Source organism: Candidatus Saganbacteria bacterium, from assembly GCA_026387835.1.
In the GTDB taxonomy this organism is placed as follows: Bacteria; Margulisbacteria; WOR-1; order JAKLHX01; family JAKLHX01; genus JAPLKZ01.
Genome location: JAPLKZ010000010.1, coordinates 1 through 15,191, shown reverse-complemented (window position 1 = coordinate 15,191; position 15,191 = coordinate 1). Strand labels below are relative to the sequence as shown.

The following is a 15,191-nucleotide window of genomic DNA, read 5'->3' as shown; positions in this document are numbered from 1 at the left end:
GATGGTAAATATACCGGTATTTGATCTGATAGGTAAAAAGGCGGGGACCGTGGACGCAATGGATTATGTCTTTGGTATCCCTGTAAAGGACTCGGTGGTCCATTCGGCCGTCAAATGGCAGCTTGCTTCGATGAGGCACGGGAATGCCAGCGCAAAGACAAGAGCAGAGGTCAGGGGCGGAGGAAAAAAACCATGGAAGCAAAAAGGGACCGGCCGCGCGAGAGCGGGTACCATTAGATCACCTCTATGGAGAGGCGGCGGCGTACTATTCGGGCCAAAGCCGAGGGACCATTCTACTTCGCTGCCCAAAAAGGTAAGATCTCTCGCATTGAGAATGGCCATTTCCGATAAAGTAGCTTCGGGAAAGCTCAAGATCGTGGAAAAAATAGAGCTGAAGAACCCGAAGACAAAAGAGATGAAAGCTTTATTGAACGGCCTGGGAGTGACGAATGCCCTGATCCTCCTCGACGGCGCGGGAACGAACGAGAAAAGGGCCGCGGCAAATCTTGAAAAGATCAAGCTCGCGTCCAGCAACAGCATGAGAATATTTGATATATTGGATTATGAGTGGCTTGTCCTCGACAGGCTGACGCTGTCCAATATCGAAGGAAGGCTGTCAAAGAAAAAATGAAAGAGAATGAACAGATAATAATAAGGCCGCTGATAACCGAAAAGGCGACATTGCTCAAAAAAGATGACATATATGTTTTTGTGGTAAGGGCCGATGCGACAAAAATAGATATCAGAAGAGCTGTCGAAATGATGTTCAGCGTAAAAGTGCTCGATGTGAACACGGTAAAATTGAAAGGCAAGCCCAGAAGTATGGGCAAGCATGCAGGCAGGACCAGCAGCTGGAAAAAGGCTTATGTAAAGCTTAAAGCCGGGCAAAGAATAGAGTTGATCGAAGGGATGTTATAGCGATGGCACTAAAACAGTTCAGGCCGAGGACCCCGGGCACCAGGACAAGGATCGACCTTGTGCTGGATGATATCACGACGTCTAAGCCGGAAAGATCGCTTCTTCTGCCGTTAAAGGGAAATGCCGGACGTGATTCTTCGGGAAGGGTCTCGGTCAGGCATAAAGGCGGCGGAAATAAAATAAAATACAGGATAGTGGATTTTAAAAGGGACAAGGACGACATGCCGGCAAAGATACTCAGTATAGAATATGACCCTAACAGGAACGCGAGGATATGCCTTATCGAATACGAAGATAAGGAAAGAAGATACATTATCGCGCCGCTGGGGATAAAAGTAGGCGACACAATAATGTCCGGTCAGGACTCGGACATAAAAGCCGGTAATAATATGCCGCTTAAGAACATCCCCGTAGGAACGACGATCTATAACGTAGAGCTTACCAGGGGAAAAGGCGGACAGATAGCAAGATCTGCGGGCGGCTCGGCAGTCCTTAACGCGAAAGAAGGAAGATTTGCGACCGTGAGGCTTCCTTCGGGAGAGGAAAGGCTGATAGATATAAACTGCAGGGCATGCATCGGGCAGGTGGGCAACCTTGACGCTAAGAACATTTCGTACGGAAAAGCCGGACGAAGAAGGCATCTCGGCATCAGGCCGTCAGTCAGGGGTATAGCAATGAACCCGTGCGACCATCCTCACGGAGGAGGCGAGGGCAGATCGCCTATCGGCCATCCGGGGCCGCTTACGCCCTGGGGCAAGCCGACGCTCGGTTATAAGACGCGGCACAAGAGAAAACTGTCAGACAGGTTCATACTAACCAGGAGGAAAAAATAAATCATGGCCAGATCTCTGAGAAAAGGACCGTTCATAGACAAGCATCTGCTGGATAAAATAATCGCCGCGATGCAGGCAAATGACAAGAAGATCATTAAGACCTGGTCAAGAAGGTCGACTATCATCCCGGAGATGGTCGGGTTCACGATCGCCGTGCATAACGGCATGAAGCATATTCCTGTCTATATAACCGAGAATATGGTCGGGCACAAGCTCGGAGAGTTCTCTCCCACCAGGCATTTTAAAGGCCATAGTGTCCCGACGGATAAAGCCGCGGCACTGACATAAAATTAAGGAAATTATGAAAGTAAAAGCAGTATCAAAATATTTGCGGGTCTCACAGAGGAAAGTGAACAGGGTCCTTTCTCTTATCAGGGGAAAAAGCGTGCAGGATGCATTGACGATCCTGAAATTCCTTCCCCATTCCGGGGCGAAGTACGCTTATGAAACGCTGAAGAGCGCTGTCGCGAACGCAAAACATAATTATAAAACGGACAAGGAATCTCTAAAGCTGGCTGAGTGCTATGCTGGGCCCTCGACACCAATGAAAAGGTTCAGGGCGGCTTCGAGAGGCAGGGCCCACCATATCCTTAAAAGAGCATGCCATATAACGATGATCGTGGAGGCAAAATAATGGGACAAAAGATACATCCGAGAGGTCTGCGCCTGGGCATAAACGAGGACTGGGACAGCAGCTGGTATGCCGAAGGGCAGAATTATTCTAATAATGTCGATGAAGACATGATGATCAGGAAATTCCTGAAAAGAAAGCTGTACAAAGCAGGCATTTCGAAGATCAGGATATCAAGAAGGGCCAATCAGATCGAAATAATCCTGTTCACGGCAAGGCCGGGCCTCATAATCGGTAAAGGCGGGCGCGATATAGCGTTCATAAGGGACGAAATAGTCGCGATGACAAAGAAACAGGCGCAGGTTGATGTACAGGAAGTATCTAATCCGGAGACGGATTCCCAGCTGGTGGCTGAAAACATCGTACTGCAGCTCGAAAAAAGGATCGCTTTCAGGAGAGTGATGAGGCAGTCGGTGATGAAAGCTCTCCGTTCCGGCGCAAAAGGCATAAAAGTAATGGTGGGCGGAAGGCTCGGAGGAGCGGAGATCGCCAGGTCGGAATGGTACCGGAGAGGCCAGGTGCCCCTGCACAAGCTGAGAGCAAAGATCGATTACGGTTTCGCGGAGGCAATGACGCTTTACGGTAAGATCGGCGTAAAAGTGTGGATCTATAAAGGCGATGTCTTAAAAGTGCAGGAGCAAAAACCTGTGGCGGTACAGCAGGAACAGGTCGTTTCCCAGATGACGTTGTGAGGTAAAAAAAATGGTACTGCAACCGGGCAGGACAAAATTCAGAAAGCAGCAAAGAGGGGTAATGAAAGGGACCGCTTCAAGCGGTAACACGCTCGCATTCGGGAGCTACGGGCTCCAGGCGATGGAAAAGGCATGGCTCAAGGTAAAACAGCTCGAATCGGCAAGAAAAGCGCTGACACATTTTATTAAAAGGGGCGGCAAGGTATGGATCAGGGTGCTCGCGGACAAACCTTACAGCTCCAGACCGGCCGAAACCAGGATGGGCGGAGGAAAAGGCGCTCCCGAATATTTTGTCGCGTGCGTAAGGCCTGGTACGATACTGTTTGAGCTGGCGGGCGTGAAAAGAGCGGACGGGATCGAGGCGATGCGCCTTGCGGCCCACAAGATGCCGATAAAGACAAGATTCGTAGAAAAGGTGTGATAATGGAACCAAAAAAAATAAGAGAGATGAAGGCCGAAGAGCTGGCGCTCAAGTTGAAAGACCTGAGGACGGAGCTTCTTAAGGTGCGGTTCACGGCTTCCGTCGGACAGCTCAAGAACCCGCTTAAGAAAAAAGAAATAAGGAAGGACATCGCGAGGATGCTGACGATCATGAAGGAGAAAGAAATTGGAGAATAGGAATATGCGGAAATTAAAAGAAGGTTTCGTCCTTAAGAACAAGATGGACAAGACCGTGATAGTGGGAGTGGAACAAAGGTTCAAGCACCCGCTTTACCAGAAGGTCGTGTCAAAGACAAGCAGGTTCGTCTGCCACGACGAAGAAAACAAATGTAATGTCGGGGATAAAGTGTCGATAACCGAGACCAGGCCGCTTTCAAAGACAAAAAGATGGCGCGTGGAAACAGTGATCGAGCAGGAAAGAACGGGAAAAGGGCATGATACAAGTACAAACTAGACTGACTGTCGCGGACAATTCCGGGGCAAGAGAAGTGCTGTGCATAAGGATCCTGGGCTCATCCTACAGGAGGTACGCGAGTATCGGCGACGTGATAATCGGGGTCGTAAAAGATGCGGTCCCGAACATGACCGTGAAGAAAAGCGCGATCGTCAAGGCGGTGGTAGTCCGGATAACAAAATCCATCAGAAGGCCGGACGGATCTTATGTCAGGTTCGACGATAACGCGGTCGTGATAATAAACGACCAGGGCAACCCTGTAGGGACAAGGGTTTTCGGGCCTGTGGCAAGAGAGCTCAGGGACAGGAACTATATGAAGATAATCTCGCTCGCGACAGAGGTAGTATAATGCAACCAAGAATAAAAAAAGACGATACAGTGCTGGTGCTAAGCGGAAAAGACAAGGGCAAAAGGTCAAAGGTGTTAAAAGTCCTTCCAAAAAAGGACAGCGCGTTGGTGGAAAAGGTAAACGTCGCAAAAAAACACCAAAAACCGTCAAGGACTTTTCCCGGCGGGATAATAGACAAACTGATGCCCGTATCCCTGTCAAAACTGATGGTAGTATGCCCGCATTGCGGCAAGCCGTCCAGACTGGGGAAAAAAGATTCTTTCAGGTCCTGCAGGAGATGCGGGCAGATAATAGATAAAGGCAAATAAAAATGGCAAAGACACTGAAGATAAAATACGAAAAAGAAATAAAAGCAGCGATGAAAAAGGAGTTCAACTACAAGAACGACCATGAAATACCAAGGGTAGTAAAAGTCGTTGTGAACAGGGGCGTGGGAGAAGCCGTTCAGAACCCGAAGGCTCTTGACATTGCGTCGAACGAGCTCGCGCAGATAACAGGGCAGAAGCCGCTCATAACAAAAGCAAAGAAATCCATCGCCGTTTTCAAGGTCCGCGCAAAGCAGCCGGTAGGTTGCAAAGTGACGCTTCGCGGCAGCAGGATGTACCAGTTCCTAGACAAGCTTATAAACTTAAGCCTTCCGAGGATACGGGATTTTAAAGGTGTGCCGCCAAAGTCGTTCGACGGGAAGGGAAATTACACTTTAGGGATAACGGAGCAGCTGATATTTCCCGAGATCGATTATGACAAGGTCGACAAGACAAGGGGGATGGACATCACGATCTGCACTTCGGCAAAGACCGACGATGAGGCAAGGTCCCTGCTTAAATATTTCGGAGTTCCTTACAGGGCAGCTTAAAGGAGTAACAATGGGAAAGACTTCATGGATCGCAAAGACAAAGAAAAAAGTAAAATTTTCCACCAGGAGAAGGTCGCGGTGCAAGCAGTGCGGCAGGCCGCGGGCTTTCTATAAAAAGTTCGGGCTCTGCAGGATATGCTTCAGGACGCTCGCCCATCAGGGCGTGCTTCCGGGCGTAACAAAATCCAGCTGGTGACAAGGAGAAAAAGATGGTCTTGACAGATCCGATCGCCGATATGATATCAAGGATAAAGAACGCGATAAGGACCGGGGCAGGGAGCGTGGAAATGCCTTCTTCCAAAATAAAAGAAGAGATAGCGCGCATCCTGAAGTCCGAAGGTTTTATATCGAACTTAGATGTTTCCACAAAAAAGAACTTTAAAGTCCTGACCGTGTATTTAAAATACGGAAAGCAGAAAAAAAACATGATCAGCGGGATGAAAAGGATCAGCACTCCCGGCAGGCATATATATGTTCCTTTTTCAAAACTGCCAAGAGTGCGCGGAGGCTTCGGGTCGGCCATATTATCGACCTCGTCGGGATTGATGGCTGACAGGGGAGCCAGGGAAAAAAGGATCGGCGGAGAAGTTCTCTGTTTCGTATGGTAAAGGGGTAAAACAATGTCAAGGATAGGAAAAGCGATCATCAATATACCGGCAGGAGTGACCGTCACTCAGGCGGACCGGGATGTGACGGTAAAAGGTCCCAAAGGTACAACGACACTGACCATGGATAAAAGCATTACCATAAAGTCCGAAGGCCAGACACTCACGCTTTCAAGGTCTTCGGAAGAGAAAAGGATCAAATCGATGCACGGGCTGTACCGGTCGCTTATCGCTAATATGGTCCGCGGCGTGACGGACGGTTTCATAAAAGACCTCGAGATAAGCGGAGTCGGGTACCGTGCGGCTAAAGAAGGAAAAAAACTTGTCCTGTCGATGGGTTATTCCCATCCGGTGACAGTGGACCCTCCTCACGGCATAGAGTTTTTGGTCGAAGGACAGACAAAGGTCAGGGTCATAGGCATTGACAAGCACATGGTAGGTCAGATCGCCGCGGATATAAAGAAGATACGGCCTGTCGAGCCATATAAAGGAAAGGGCATAAAATATGCCGGCCAGTATGTCAGAAGAAAGGCCGGAAAAGCGGCTGCAAAGGCGGCGGCATAAAATGGGAAAAAGAAAAGCGATAATATCAGGGACAAAAGAAAGGCCGAGACTGAGAGTGTCGGTTACTCTCGGGCACATTTATGCCCAGATCATAGATGACACGGAAGGCAGGACTCTGTCTTTCGCGTCCACTCTGGACAAGGATTTCGGCAAGGAAAAACTCAGGGCCAATATAGAGGCCGCAAAAAAGATCGGGCAGCTTATCGGCAAAAGAGCTAAAAAAGCCGGCATAGAGACAGTCGTGTTCGACAGGGGACAAAGAAAATACCACGGTAAAATAAAGGCCCTTGCGGATGCGGCGAGGCAGGAAGGATTGAAGTTTTAATTAATCGTCCCTATTTAACGGGACAGGGAGGTCTTTGTGGCTGAATATAAATATAATACGGGTTCGGAAGAAAGCGGGATAAAAGAAAAAGTCGTGCAGATAAGGCGCGTAACGAAAGTCGTCAAAGGCGGCAAAAAGATGAGTTTCCGCGCTGTCGTGATCGTCGGCGATGAAGCCGGAAGTGTCGGGCTCGGCATCGGCAAAGCGAACGAAGTGGCTTCCGCCATAAGGAAAGCCGTGGAGGACGGAAAAAAGAACATGATAAAAGTTCCCATTGTAGGAGGGACGGTGCCGCACGACTGCGAAGGCAAATTTTCATCTACAAAGACTATAATAAGGACGGCTCCTCCGGGGAAAGGCGTCATAGCAGGCGGCCCTGTGAGGACGGTCCTTGAACTTGCCGGAGTGAGGAATATCGTCGCCAAATCTATAGGTTCGTCAAATGCCATCAATGTGATCAGGGCCACACTCGACAGCCTTTTGAACCTGAAGAACCTTGAAGAGGAAACAGCCCTAAGGGGAATAGAGCTCAAAGTAAAACAAATTGTGGAAGGATAACATGATCGACTTATCAAAGTTAAAACCGGGTAAAGGATCGAACAAGAAAAAGAAGAAAGTCGCGAGGGGAACTTCCTCGGGGCACGGGAAGACTGCGGGCCGCGGACACAAAGGACAGCTCAGCCGAGCAGGCGGCGGTAAAGGGATAAGGTTCGAGGGCGGCCAGACGCCGTTGTACCGAAGGCTTCCCAAAATGGGCACTTTCAAGAACTATCCTTTCAAAAAAAAGTTTAATATTTTGAATGTCGGCCAGCTGGATGTATTTGAAGACGGGTGTACCGTAAAAATCGATGATCTGATAGAGAAATTCTTTTCATCGACGAAGAAAAGAGCTTCCTTTCAGATAAAGATATTAGGAAACGGCGAGATCAAAAAAAACATAACGGTCGAGGCGAACAGGTTCAGCGAAGAGGCAAAGAAGAAGATAGAAGAAGCCAAAGGAAAAGCGGTACAGATCTGATGTTAAAAAGTCTTTCCGGATTAGTTAATATAAAAGACCTGCGCACGAGGGTGTTGTTCACCCTGGTGATGATAGCGATATTCAGGTTCGGGGCGCATGTGTCGATCGCGGGAATAGATACGGTAAAACTGTCCGAGTTGTTCGGCAAGGGGAACCTTTTGGGATTCCTTGACCTCTTTACAGGCGGCGCGCTTGTGAAGTTCTCGGTATTCGCGATGGGCATAGTCCCGTACATAAATGCTTCGATCGTCATGCAGCTTTTGGCGGCGGTGATCCCGCAGCTCGAGGAACTGCAAAAAGAGGGCGAGCACGGGAGAAAACAGATAGCGCAGTACACAAAATACCTGACGATAGGTTTTGCCCTGTTCCAGTCGATCGGCATGTCGTTCTGGCTGAGAAGCGTTCTGCTGGAAGGCTATAGCTTTCCGTTGTTCCTTATCTCCTCGGTCATATCGCTTACGGCCGGCACGGCACTTCTGATGTGGATCGCAGAGCTGATAACCGAAAGAGGCATCGGCAACGGAGCCTCGCTAATAATATTTATCGGCATTATATCGAGGATACCTACTTATGTAGGGCAGACGGTAACAATACTTAAAGGCGGAGCGAGCGTCACGGGACTGATCGTTCTTCTTTGCGTGTTCCTTGTGATGATAGTGGCGATCGTCGTTGTACAGGAAGCTCAGAGGCGCGTGCAGGTCCAGTACGCCAAGAGGATAGTCGGAAGAAAGATGTACGGAGGCCAGAGCACCTATATTCCGATCAGGCTGAACCAGGGCGGTGTGATCCCGATAATATTCGCATCATCGTTTTTACTTTTTCCCGCGACGATAGCGCAGTTCATACCCAATGACTTTTTCAGGGGTATCGTGGGCGCGCTGTCGCCATCAGGGTCGATTTATATGCTGCTGTATTTTGCCTTGATCTTCTTCTTTACATATTTTTACACGGCGATAACTTTCAACCCCAAAGAACTGGCGGAGAACATTAAAAAGTACGGCGGTTTTATAACAGGTATCAGGCCGGGAAACCCGACCGCTGAATATCTTGAATATATAATATCAAGGCTTACGCTGATAGGAGCGCTGTTCCTGGCCATCATAGCGATAATCCCGACAATAGTGGAGAGCCTGACACATATCACGACTTTCCAGGGTCTCGGTGCAACGGCGCTTCTGATAGTCGTCGGAGTGGCGCTGGACCTGGTGAGGCAGATAGAGTCGCACCTGGTCACAAGGCAATACGAGAGGTTGCTGGTCTGATGAAGCTCATTTTTCTTGGGCCTCCCGGAAGCGGGAAAGGCACCCAGTCAAGTGTGGTCGCAAAGGACCTCGGCATCGCCCACATATCGATGGGAGATATTTTGAGAGAAGCGATAAAGGAAGGAACAGAGACGGGCAGGTTAGCGAAACAGTACCTGAGCCGGGGCGCCCTGGTCCCCGACGAAGTGGTGAATGAGATAGCGCGCCAGGCGATCGATAAAGAAAAGGAAAAAGGGTTTGTTCTGGACGGTTATCCGAGGACTGTAAAACAGGCTGAGTTCGTAAAGGGGATAGCAGGGATAGACAGAGTGATCTATATAGATATCCCGCAGGATGAAATAGTCAGAAGACTGGAGGGAAGACGAAGCTGTAAAAAATGCGGAGCGGTCTACCATGTCGAAAAGAACGCCCCTAAAAAAGAAGGTATCTGCGACAACTGCGGTTCGCAGCTTTATATCAGGGACGATGACAGGGAGGAAACGATAAAAAAAAGGTTTGAGATCTACGAAAAAGAGACAGCGCCGCTCGTGAAGTATTATGCAGGCGCCGTCAAAAAGGTTGACGGAGTGGGAGACCTGACCGTCATACTTGAGAGGATCAGATCGTCTTTATGATAAAGATAAAGACCGAGGAAGAGATAAAACTGATCAGGCTGGCCTGCAGAGTGGCCGAGGAAGTGCTGAAGACCGCGGAAAAAAATGTAGCGCCCGGGATCACGACAAGAGAACTGGACAATATAATAGAAACGGAGATAATAAAAAGAGGAGCAAAGCCGGCATTTAAAGGGTACAGGGGCTACAGGCACGCGTCGTGTCTTTCCGTGAACGAAGAGATCGTCCACGGGATCCCGTCGGATCGGCTGCTGATGGAAGGCGATATAATAGGGGTCGATATCGGCGCGATAGTCGGAGGTTATTACGGCGACGTTGCCGAAACGTTCCCTGTAGGAAAGATCTCGAAAGCCGCAAGAAAGCTGCTTTCTACCGCGAGTGAGTGTCTTGACCTGGGCATAAAAACGGCAAGATACGGGAAGAAAGTGGGAGACATTTCTTCGTCGATAGAGCAGCACGCTAAGCGGCATGGTTACAGCGTAGTTAAGGATCTTTTCGGCCACGGGGTGGGCAGCGAGCTGCATGAGGACCCTTTGATACCGAACTTCGGAAGTCCGGGCACCGGACCGAAGCTTGAAAAAGGGATGGTGTTCGCGATAGAACCGATGCTGAACATAGGGACAAGCGAGATAGAGACGCTTGATGACGGGTGGACGGTCGTGACGAAGGACAGAAAACTGTCGGCCCATTTCGAGCATACGATACTGATAACGGAAGATAAAGCGGAAATATTAACGAGGATATAAATGCCAAAAGATAAGGACGTCATAGAATTTGAAGGGGAAGTGACAGAAGCGCTCCCGAGCGCGCTGTTCCGCGTGAAGCTGGAGACAGGGCAGGTCATACTGGCGCATGTTTCGGGGAAAATAAGGAAGCATTTTATAAGGATACTTCCGGGCGACAAGGTAAAAGTAGAGATGTCTCCCTACGACCTTACAAAAGGAAGGATAACATACAGGGGGAAATAATATGAAAGTAAGAAGTTCCGTAAAACCGATGTGCGAAAAATGCAAAATAATAAAGAGGCACGGCCGCATAAGAGTGATATGCACAAATCCCAAGCACAAACAAAGGCAGGGATAGAGAACAGGAGGTACCATGGCACGTATCGCAGGCGTTGATCTTCCGAAAAATAAAAGGGTGGAGATCGGGCTTACTTATCTCTACGGGATAGCAAGGCCGAAAAGCAACGAGATCCTTAAAAAAGCATCCGTAAATCCGGATACAAGCGTAAAAGACCTGACCGAGGACGAGATCGTCAGGATCAGGGAGGTCATAAAAGATTACAAAGTAGAAGGCGATCTCAGAAAAGACATATCTTTAAGCATAAAGAGGCTGGTGGATATAGGGGCTTACAGGGGCAGCCGCCATAAAAAGGGCCTGCCATGCAGGGGGCAGAGGACAAAGACGAACGCCCGCACAAAAAGAGGCAAGAGAAAAACGGTCGGTTCCGGAAGAAAGAAAGAAGAAGGAAAAACATAAAAAAGGAGAATAGCTGCCATGGCATCAGTTCCAAAAGAAACAGTAAAAAAGAAAAAAAAGGAAAAAAGGGTCGGGATACAGGGAACCGCCCATATAAAAGCCACGTTCAATAACACGATAATCTCGTTAACTGATTCAAAAGGCAACGTCGCGGCGTGGGCTTCGGCAGGGAACGTGGGTTTTAAGGGTACGAAGAAAGGAACTCCTTTCGCGGCGCAGTTAGCGGCCGAAACAGTAGCTAAAAAAGCTATCGATATGGGCATGAAAGAGGTGAACGTTGTCGTTAAAGGTCCCGGATCGGGGAGGGAAACGGCAATAAGGGCCCTGCAGGCGACCGGTCTCGACATAACCTCCATAAAAGATGTGACGCCGATACCGCACAACGGCTGCAGGCCGAGAAAAAGAAGGAGAGTATAAATGGGAAGACACACCGGCCCGGTATGCAAAATATGCCGGAGAGAAGGAGCAAAACTTTTTTTAAAGGGCGAAAAGTGTGCAGGCCCTAAATGCCCGTTTGATAAAAGAAGCTACGGCCCCGGCCAGCACGGACAGGGCAGAAAAAGACCGTCTGAGTTCGGGATCAGGCTGCGTGCAAAGCAGAAGGCCAGAAGCATCTACGGGCTTTCGGAGCGGCAGTTCAGACGGTACTTTTCGATCGCCGCGGGCAGCAAAGGCTCTACCGGTGAAAAACTCATGGAGCTGCTCGAAAGACGCCTGGACAACGTTATATGGAGGATGGGGCTTGCTTCGTCCAGGGCCCAGGCAAGACAGATGGTCAGGGACGGGCATATTCTGGTCAACGCCAAAAAAGTGAACATCCCTTCTTATTGCGTGAAGACGGGCGATGCGGTAAATGTCAGGGAAAAATCAGCGGCTAATTTAAAAAAATCTATCGAGACGATGAAAGAAAGAACGGTCCCTGTATGGCTGAGCTTTGATGCGGACAATCTGGGAGGAAAAGTGAATAATCTGCCGAAAAGGGAGGACATGGACAGTCTGGTCGAAGAAAGGCTGATAGTCGAGTTTTATTCAAGATAGGAGGCAAAAATAATGGTAATGATCGGAGAGAAACCGTGGGTAAGGCATGAGATGGTGGAAGACGGATACGGAAGGTTCATCGTGGAACCCCTTGAAAGAGGTTACGGGTCGACGCTCGGAAATTCCATGAGAAGAGTGCTCCTTTCCTCGCTCGTGGGCGCTGCGGTCACATCAATAAGGATAGAGGAGGTGTCTCACGAGTTTTCGACCATTCCCAATGTTGTCGAGGACGTATTGCAGATAATACTCAACATCAAGAAGATGATAGTAAGGTCGCATTCGGATGCCCCTAAAATAATCAAACTCGAGGCAAAAGGCAAAGGGGTGGTAAAAGCGGGAGATATTAAGCACGACGCGGATGTCGAGATCGTAGATCCCGAGCATTATCTGGCGACGCTTGAAAGTGGGGGTGAACTTAACATAGAGATGGTAGTTGAAAAAGGAAGAGGTTTTGTCCCGTCGGAAAGGAACAAAAAACCCAACCAGCCCATCGGCACTATTCCTGTCGACTCCATCTTCAGTCCGGTCAAAAAAGTGAACGTCACGACCGAAGAGGTGCGCGTGGGACAGGAAATAAATTATGACAGGCTGATCCTTGACGTGTGGACGAACAAGGCTGTGAAACCGGAAGACGCGGTAAAACAATCCGCGGAAGTTCTGGCAAAGCACATCAATATGTTCATACATATAGGTGAAAGATCAGATGCCCTGGCAATACATGTGCCGGGAGAGGGCGAAGTGGACCCGAGCATCCTTGAGATGAACATAGATGATATCGATCTGTCTTCAAGGTCGCTTAACTGCCTGAAAAAGGCCAGCATCAATACGGTCGGGGAGCTCATCGAGCTGACCGAGAACGATCTTTTGAAGATAAAAAGCCTAGGGACCAAATCTTTTGACGAGATAAAGGAATCGCTGGCGAAATTCAATCTGATACTTAAGGGCGGTTCGCTGTCCGGGCACGGAGAAAGCGAAGAAAAATGAGACACAGATTAGGATACCGGAAATTAAATAAGGCGACAGACCAAAGGATGGCGCTCCTGAGGTCCCTTACTATAGCTTTGATAAAGAACGGGAAGATAAAGATATCGAAGAGAAGAGGACAGGAGGTCAGAAAGACCGTGGAAAAGATCATAGCCCTGTCAAAAAAAGGCGGTCTTTCTTCTCTCAGAAGAGCGCTTTCTATAGTTCCCGATAAAACCCTGGTGACAGGATTCTTCAAGTCGGCGGGAGAAAGGTTCAAAAGCCACAGCGGGGGATGCACAAGGCTGACCCTCATCGGTAAAAGAAGGGGTGACGCCACGGATATGGTATTGTTGGAGCTATTGTGAGCGCCAGGAAGGGTTATAAAAAATGAAAAGAAACACGACATTTTCGGCAAGCGAAGAAAAAATAAAGAAGAACTGGTACCTGGTGGACGCTTCAGGCAAGGTCCTCGGAAGGCTTGCCGTAAAGGTGGCGGATATACTCAGAGGAAAGGACGAGGAGATATTCACGCCGAGCTGCGATACGGGTGATTTTGTCATAATAATCAATGCCTCGGAGATCAAAGTGACAGGAAAAAAGATGAAACAAAAGCAATACTTCACGCACAGCGGGTATCCTCACGGCGCAAAATCAGTGAATCTTGAGGACAGGATGAAAAAGCGTCCCGAAGAAGTGATACGCCATGCGGTAAGAGGGATGCTGCCCAGGGGGCGTCTCGGAGACAGGCTAATAACCAAGCTGAAAGTGTACAAAGACGGTAAATACAGAGAGGCCTCACAAAAACCGCAGGCACTGGAAATATAAAAAGGAGTAAATGATGACCGAAGAAACAACACAAAAACCAAAAAAGACGCCGAAGCCAAAAGCAGTGGCAGCAGATGCCGATGTAAAACAGCCGGAGACCGTGCACGAGACAAAAAAACGCCACCCCAAAAAAGCAGCGGAGGAGACCTTCTGCGCGGTAGGCCGAAGAAAGACTTCCGTGGCAAGGGTCAAGCTTTACAAAGGCGAAGGCAAAATAACTATTAACGGCAGGGATCACGAAGTTTATGTCGCCGGAAGGCACATATTGATATCCGAGATGTTGAAGCCGTTGAAGATAGCAAATGTCCCGGGCGTTTACAGTATCGATGTAATAGCTAACGGCGGGGGAGTTTGTTCCCAGGCCGGAGCAATAAAGCTAGGGATCGCAAGGGCGTTGGTCCTGATCGATCCCTCGTTAAAAAGCATCCTCGGGAAAGCCGGATGTCTTGTAAGGGACCCAAGGACGAAAGAGCGCAAAAAATACGGACAAAAGCGCGCGAGGAAGAGATTCCAGTACACAAAACGTTGATATCTATCATTATTGCATAACAGCGCGTGATAGCATGGCAATTCCTTGCTCCGTGAACGCGTAAACCATTTTATGATATTTCAAGGATGTCTCAATTTGTGATATCCTCAATATCTCCCCCTGTTCAACAATAGCATTACAGAAATTTGCCCGCCAGCGGAACAGCGGTACGCAGCCTGCTTGCCGCTTTACCTGCCGAAAGAGGGCAGGCAGACATGTCCTCATACTTTTCCAATCACACCATAAAAATAGTGAAATCTTGCAAAAGAATTGACGATGGACATATGAGGCCAAAAAGGGCTGAATTTCAGAGGTCTCAATAAGGAGAAAATAAAATGGCAATAGGAACGACTATCAGAGGAATGAGAGTAATAAGAATAGAAGAGAAACACGTGGTTTTACAGCCAATAGCACTGGAGGCGAGAGTAAACCTTCCCGAAATGGTAAGGGTGGCCGGCGGGAAGTTCTCAATGGGCAGCACAAGGTTTAGCGATGCCCAGCCTATAAGAGAGGTCACATTAAGAGATTTTGCCATAGGCAAATATCCTGTGACGAACGGTGAATACCTTGGTTTTCTTCAGGCAATGAATAGAGAAATACCTCAACTTGTGGCTAACACAGAGTTTGCGTTACATCCTGTAGTCAATGTTTCCTGGAACGATGCAACCGAATACTGCAAATTTCTAATGGAAACAACTGGCAGGAAGTTCGGTCTGCTTACAGAAGCACAATGGGAATTCGCGGCAAGAGGGACTGAAGGAAGAATATATCCGTGGGGAAATGAGTCGTATG

31 protein-coding genes are annotated in these 15,191 nt (G+C 48.7%); all 31 read left to right on the top strand.

What is annotated here, in order from left to right:
• Position 1 precedes the first annotated feature (1 nt).
• Complete coding sequence (gene rplD, locus NTZ10_04180) at positions 2-631, top strand: 50S ribosomal protein L4 (GenBank protein MCX5749422.1); 630 nt, start codon at positions 2-4, stop codon at positions 629-631.
• The gene (gene rplW, locus NTZ10_04175) at positions 628-918 is read left to right on the top strand and encodes a 50S ribosomal protein L23 (GenBank protein ID MCX5749421.1); all 291 of its coding nucleotides are present in this window, start codon (positions 628-630) and stop codon (positions 916-918) included. The genes rplD and rplW overlap by 4 nt, the downstream gene beginning before the upstream one ends.
• Before the next feature lie 2 nt (positions 919-920).
• The gene (rplB, locus tag NTZ10_04170; protein ID MCX5749420.1) at positions 921-1,751 is read left to right on the top strand and encodes a 50S ribosomal protein L2; all 831 of its coding nucleotides are present in this window, start codon (positions 921-923) and stop codon (positions 1,749-1,751) included.
• Positions 1,752-1,754: 3 nt separating this feature from the next.
• Positions 1,755-2,039 carry a 30S ribosomal protein S19 gene (rpsS, locus tag NTZ10_04165; protein ID MCX5749419.1) on the top strand — a complete coding sequence of 95 codons (285 nt, stop codon included), beginning with the start codon at positions 1,755-1,757 and terminating at the stop codon, positions 2,037-2,039.
• Between the two features lie 13 nt (positions 2,040-2,052).
• Positions 2,053-2,385, top strand: coding sequence for a 50S ribosomal protein L22 (rplV, locus tag NTZ10_04160; protein MCX5749418.1), 333 nt, complete (start codon positions 2,053-2,055; stop codon positions 2,383-2,385).
• Positions 2,385-3,074, top strand: coding sequence for a 30S ribosomal protein S3 (rpsC, locus tag NTZ10_04155; protein MCX5749417.1), 690 nt, complete (start codon positions 2,385-2,387; stop codon positions 3,072-3,074). Before rplV ends, rpsC begins: the two co-directional genes overlap by 1 nt.
• A gap of 10 nt (positions 3,075-3,084) precedes the next feature.
• Positions 3,085-3,495 carry a 50S ribosomal protein L16 gene (gene rplP / locus NTZ10_04150; GenBank protein MCX5749416.1) on the top strand — a complete coding sequence of 137 codons (411 nt, stop codon included), beginning with the start codon at positions 3,085-3,087 and terminating at the stop codon, positions 3,493-3,495.
• Between the two features lie 2 nt (positions 3,496-3,497).
• The gene (gene rpmC / locus NTZ10_04145; GenBank protein MCX5749415.1) at positions 3,498-3,692 is read left to right on the top strand and encodes a 50S ribosomal protein L29; all 195 of its coding nucleotides are present in this window, start codon (positions 3,498-3,500) and stop codon (positions 3,690-3,692) included.
• A gap of 4 nt (positions 3,693-3,696) precedes the next feature.
• Positions 3,697-3,969 (top strand): 30S ribosomal protein S17, encoded by a 273-nt coding sequence (gene rpsQ, locus NTZ10_04140; GenBank protein ID MCX5749414.1) that lies wholly within the window; start codon positions 3,697-3,699, stop codon positions 3,967-3,969.
• Entirely contained in the window at positions 3,950-4,318 is a 369-nt protein-coding gene (gene rplN, locus NTZ10_04135; GenBank protein ID MCX5749413.1) for a 50S ribosomal protein L14, read from the top strand. Before rpsQ ends, rplN begins: the two co-directional genes overlap by 20 nt.
• Positions 4,318-4,626, top strand: coding sequence for a 50S ribosomal protein L24 (gene rplX / locus NTZ10_04130; protein ID MCX5749412.1), 309 nt, complete (start codon positions 4,318-4,320; stop codon positions 4,624-4,626). Before rplN ends, rplX begins: the two co-directional genes overlap by 1 nt.
• A gap of 2 nt (positions 4,627-4,628) precedes the next feature.
• Positions 4,629-5,174 (top strand): 50S ribosomal protein L5, encoded by a 546-nt coding sequence (gene rplE / locus NTZ10_04125; GenBank protein ID MCX5749411.1) that lies wholly within the window; start codon positions 4,629-4,631, stop codon positions 5,172-5,174.
• A 10-nt stretch (positions 5,175-5,184) separates the two neighbouring features.
• Positions 5,185-5,370 (top strand): type Z 30S ribosomal protein S14, encoded by a 186-nt coding sequence (locus tag NTZ10_04120; GenBank protein MCX5749410.1) that lies wholly within the window; start codon positions 5,185-5,187, stop codon positions 5,368-5,370.
• Positions 5,371-5,383: 13 nt separating this feature from the next.
• A complete protein-coding gene (gene rpsH / locus NTZ10_04115; GenBank protein MCX5749409.1) occupies positions 5,384-5,782 on the top strand; it encodes a 30S ribosomal protein S8 in 399 nt (132 codons plus the stop codon).
• Positions 5,783-5,794: 12 nt separating this feature from the next.
• The gene (gene rplF, locus NTZ10_04110; GenBank protein MCX5749408.1) at positions 5,795-6,343 is read left to right on the top strand and encodes a 50S ribosomal protein L6; all 549 of its coding nucleotides are present in this window, start codon (positions 5,795-5,797) and stop codon (positions 6,341-6,343) included.
• Complete coding sequence (gene rplR / locus NTZ10_04105; GenBank protein ID MCX5749407.1) at positions 6,297-6,668, top strand: 50S ribosomal protein L18; 372 nt, start codon at positions 6,297-6,299, stop codon at positions 6,666-6,668. The genes rplF and rplR overlap by 47 nt, the downstream gene beginning before the upstream one ends.
• 36 nt (positions 6,669-6,704) lie before the next feature.
• Positions 6,705-7,226 carry a 30S ribosomal protein S5 gene (rpsE, locus tag NTZ10_04100; protein ID MCX5749406.1) on the top strand — a complete coding sequence of 174 codons (522 nt, stop codon included), beginning with the start codon at positions 6,705-6,707 and terminating at the stop codon, positions 7,224-7,226.
• 4 nt (positions 7,227-7,230) lie between these two features.
• Positions 7,231-7,686, top strand: a complete 456-nt coding sequence (gene rplO / locus NTZ10_04095; GenBank protein MCX5749405.1) for a 50S ribosomal protein L15 — start codon at positions 7,231-7,233, stop codon at positions 7,684-7,686.
• The gene (gene secY, locus NTZ10_04090; GenBank protein MCX5749404.1) at positions 7,686-8,948 is read left to right on the top strand and encodes a preprotein translocase subunit SecY; all 1,263 of its coding nucleotides are present in this window, start codon (positions 7,686-7,688) and stop codon (positions 8,946-8,948) included. Before rplO ends, secY begins: the two co-directional genes overlap by 1 nt.
• Positions 8,948-9,562: an adenylate kinase gene (locus NTZ10_04085; GenBank protein ID MCX5749403.1), complete on the top strand. Its 615-nt coding sequence runs from the start codon at positions 8,948-8,950 to the stop codon at positions 9,560-9,562. Before secY ends, NTZ10_04085 begins: the two co-directional genes overlap by 1 nt.
• Complete coding sequence (map, locus tag NTZ10_04080) at positions 9,559-10,305, top strand: type I methionyl aminopeptidase (protein ID MCX5749402.1); 747 nt, start codon at positions 9,559-9,561, stop codon at positions 10,303-10,305. The genes NTZ10_04085 and map overlap by 4 nt, the downstream gene beginning before the upstream one ends.
• Positions 10,306-10,527, top strand: coding sequence for a translation initiation factor IF-1 (gene infA / locus NTZ10_04075; GenBank protein ID MCX5749401.1), 222 nt, complete (start codon positions 10,306-10,308; stop codon positions 10,525-10,527).
• A gap of 1 nt (position 10,528) precedes the next feature.
• A complete protein-coding gene (rpmJ, locus tag NTZ10_04070; protein MCX5749400.1) occupies positions 10,529-10,642 on the top strand; it encodes a 50S ribosomal protein L36 in 114 nt (37 codons plus the stop codon).
• Between the two features lie 15 nt (positions 10,643-10,657).
• Entirely contained in the window at positions 10,658-11,041 is a 384-nt protein-coding gene (gene rpsM / locus NTZ10_04065; GenBank protein ID MCX5749399.1) for a 30S ribosomal protein S13, read from the top strand.
• 18 nt (positions 11,042-11,059) lie between these two features.
• Positions 11,060-11,458, top strand: a complete 399-nt coding sequence (rpsK, locus tag NTZ10_04060) for a 30S ribosomal protein S11 (protein MCX5749398.1) — start codon at positions 11,060-11,062, stop codon at positions 11,456-11,458.
• Positions 11,459-12,079: a 30S ribosomal protein S4 gene (gene rpsD / locus NTZ10_04055; protein MCX5749397.1), complete on the top strand. Its 621-nt coding sequence runs from the start codon at positions 11,459-11,461 to the stop codon at positions 12,077-12,079. It begins immediately after the preceding gene.
• A 12-nt stretch (positions 12,080-12,091) separates the two neighbouring features.
• Positions 12,092-13,063 carry a DNA-directed RNA polymerase subunit alpha gene (locus NTZ10_04050; protein MCX5749396.1) on the top strand — a complete coding sequence of 324 codons (972 nt, stop codon included), beginning with the start codon at positions 12,092-12,094 and terminating at the stop codon, positions 13,061-13,063.
• Entirely contained in the window at positions 13,060-13,410 is a 351-nt protein-coding gene (gene rplQ, locus NTZ10_04045) for a 50S ribosomal protein L17 (protein ID MCX5749395.1), read from the top strand. Before NTZ10_04050 ends, rplQ begins: the two co-directional genes overlap by 4 nt.
• Positions 13,411-13,432: 22 nt before the next feature.
• Entirely contained in the window at positions 13,433-13,870 is a 438-nt protein-coding gene (rplM, locus tag NTZ10_04040) for a 50S ribosomal protein L13 (protein MCX5749394.1), read from the top strand.
• Positions 13,871-13,970: 100 nt separating this feature from the next.
• Complete coding sequence (rpsI, locus tag NTZ10_04035; GenBank protein ID MCX5749393.1) at positions 13,971-14,399, top strand: 30S ribosomal protein S9; 429 nt, start codon at positions 13,971-13,973, stop codon at positions 14,397-14,399.
• Positions 14,400-14,734: 335 nt separating this feature from the next.
• Positions 14,735-15,191, top strand: a 457-nt coding sequence (locus tag NTZ10_04030) for an SUMF1/EgtB/PvdO family nonheme iron enzyme (GenBank protein ID MCX5749392.1), incomplete at its 3' end; no start/stop codon positions are given.

Excerpts from the sequence above, each read along its gene's own strand:
- rplD (MCX5749422.1), top strand. The coding sequence starts at position 2 with ATGGTAAATATACCGGTATTTGATCTGATAGGTAAAAAGGCGGGGACC.
- rplW (MCX5749421.1), top strand. The coding sequence starts at position 628 with ATGAAAGAGAATGAACAGATAATAATAAGGCCGCTGATAACCGAAAAG.
- rplB (MCX5749420.1), top strand. The coding sequence starts at position 921 with ATGGCACTAAAACAGTTCAGGCCGAGGACCCCGGGCACCAGGACAAGG.
- rpsS (MCX5749419.1), top strand. The coding sequence starts at position 1,755 with ATGGCCAGATCTCTGAGAAAAGGACCGTTCATAGACAAGCATCTGCTG.
- rplV (MCX5749418.1), top strand. The coding sequence starts at position 2,053 with ATGAAAGTAAAAGCAGTATCAAAATATTTGCGGGTCTCACAGAGGAAA.
- rpsC (MCX5749417.1), top strand. The coding sequence starts at position 2,385 with ATGGGACAAAAGATACATCCGAGAGGTCTGCGCCTGGGCATAAACGAG.
- rplP (MCX5749416.1), top strand. The coding sequence starts at position 3,085 with ATGGTACTGCAACCGGGCAGGACAAAATTCAGAAAGCAGCAAAGAGGG.
- rpmC (MCX5749415.1), top strand. The coding sequence starts at position 3,498 with ATGGAACCAAAAAAAATAAGAGAGATGAAGGCCGAAGAGCTGGCGCTC.
- rpsQ (MCX5749414.1), top strand. The coding sequence starts at position 3,697 with ATGCGGAAATTAAAAGAAGGTTTCGTCCTTAAGAACAAGATGGACAAG.
- rplN (MCX5749413.1), top strand. The coding sequence starts at position 3,950 with ATGATACAAGTACAAACTAGACTGACTGTCGCGGACAATTCCGGGGCA.
- rplX (MCX5749412.1), top strand. The coding sequence starts at position 4,318 with ATGCAACCAAGAATAAAAAAAGACGATACAGTGCTGGTGCTAAGCGGA.
- rplE (MCX5749411.1), top strand. The coding sequence starts at position 4,629 with ATGGCAAAGACACTGAAGATAAAATACGAAAAAGAAATAAAAGCAGCG.
- NTZ10_04120 (MCX5749410.1), top strand. The coding sequence starts at position 5,185 with ATGGGAAAGACTTCATGGATCGCAAAGACAAAGAAAAAAGTAAAATTT.
- rpsH (MCX5749409.1), top strand. The coding sequence starts at position 5,384 with ATGGTCTTGACAGATCCGATCGCCGATATGATATCAAGGATAAAGAAC.
- rplF (MCX5749408.1), top strand. The coding sequence starts at position 5,795 with ATGTCAAGGATAGGAAAAGCGATCATCAATATACCGGCAGGAGTGACC.
- rplR (MCX5749407.1), top strand. The coding sequence starts at position 6,297 with ATGTCAGAAGAAAGGCCGGAAAAGCGGCTGCAAAGGCGGCGGCATAAA.
- secY (MCX5749404.1), top strand. The coding sequence starts at position 7,686 with ATGTTAAAAAGTCTTTCCGGATTAGTTAATATAAAAGACCTGCGCACG.
- NTZ10_04085 (MCX5749403.1), top strand. The coding sequence starts at position 8,948 with ATGAAGCTCATTTTTCTTGGGCCTCCCGGAAGCGGGAAAGGCACCCAG.
- map (MCX5749402.1), top strand. The coding sequence starts at position 9,559 with ATGATAAAGATAAAGACCGAGGAAGAGATAAAACTGATCAGGCTGGCC.
- infA (MCX5749401.1), top strand. The coding sequence starts at position 10,306 with ATGCCAAAAGATAAGGACGTCATAGAATTTGAAGGGGAAGTGACAGAA.
- rpmJ (MCX5749400.1), top strand. The coding sequence starts at position 10,529 with ATGAAAGTAAGAAGTTCCGTAAAACCGATGTGCGAAAAATGCAAAATA.
- rpsM (MCX5749399.1), top strand. The coding sequence starts at position 10,658 with ATGGCACGTATCGCAGGCGTTGATCTTCCGAAAAATAAAAGGGTGGAG.
- rpsK (MCX5749398.1), top strand. The coding sequence starts at position 11,060 with ATGGCATCAGTTCCAAAAGAAACAGTAAAAAAGAAAAAAAAGGAAAAA.
- rpsD (MCX5749397.1), top strand. The coding sequence starts at position 11,459 with ATGGGAAGACACACCGGCCCGGTATGCAAAATATGCCGGAGAGAAGGA.
- NTZ10_04050 (MCX5749396.1), top strand. The coding sequence starts at position 12,092 with ATGGTAATGATCGGAGAGAAACCGTGGGTAAGGCATGAGATGGTGGAA.
- rplQ (MCX5749395.1), top strand. The coding sequence starts at position 13,060 with ATGAGACACAGATTAGGATACCGGAAATTAAATAAGGCGACAGACCAA.
- rplM (MCX5749394.1), top strand. The coding sequence starts at position 13,433 with ATGAAAAGAAACACGACATTTTCGGCAAGCGAAGAAAAAATAAAGAAG.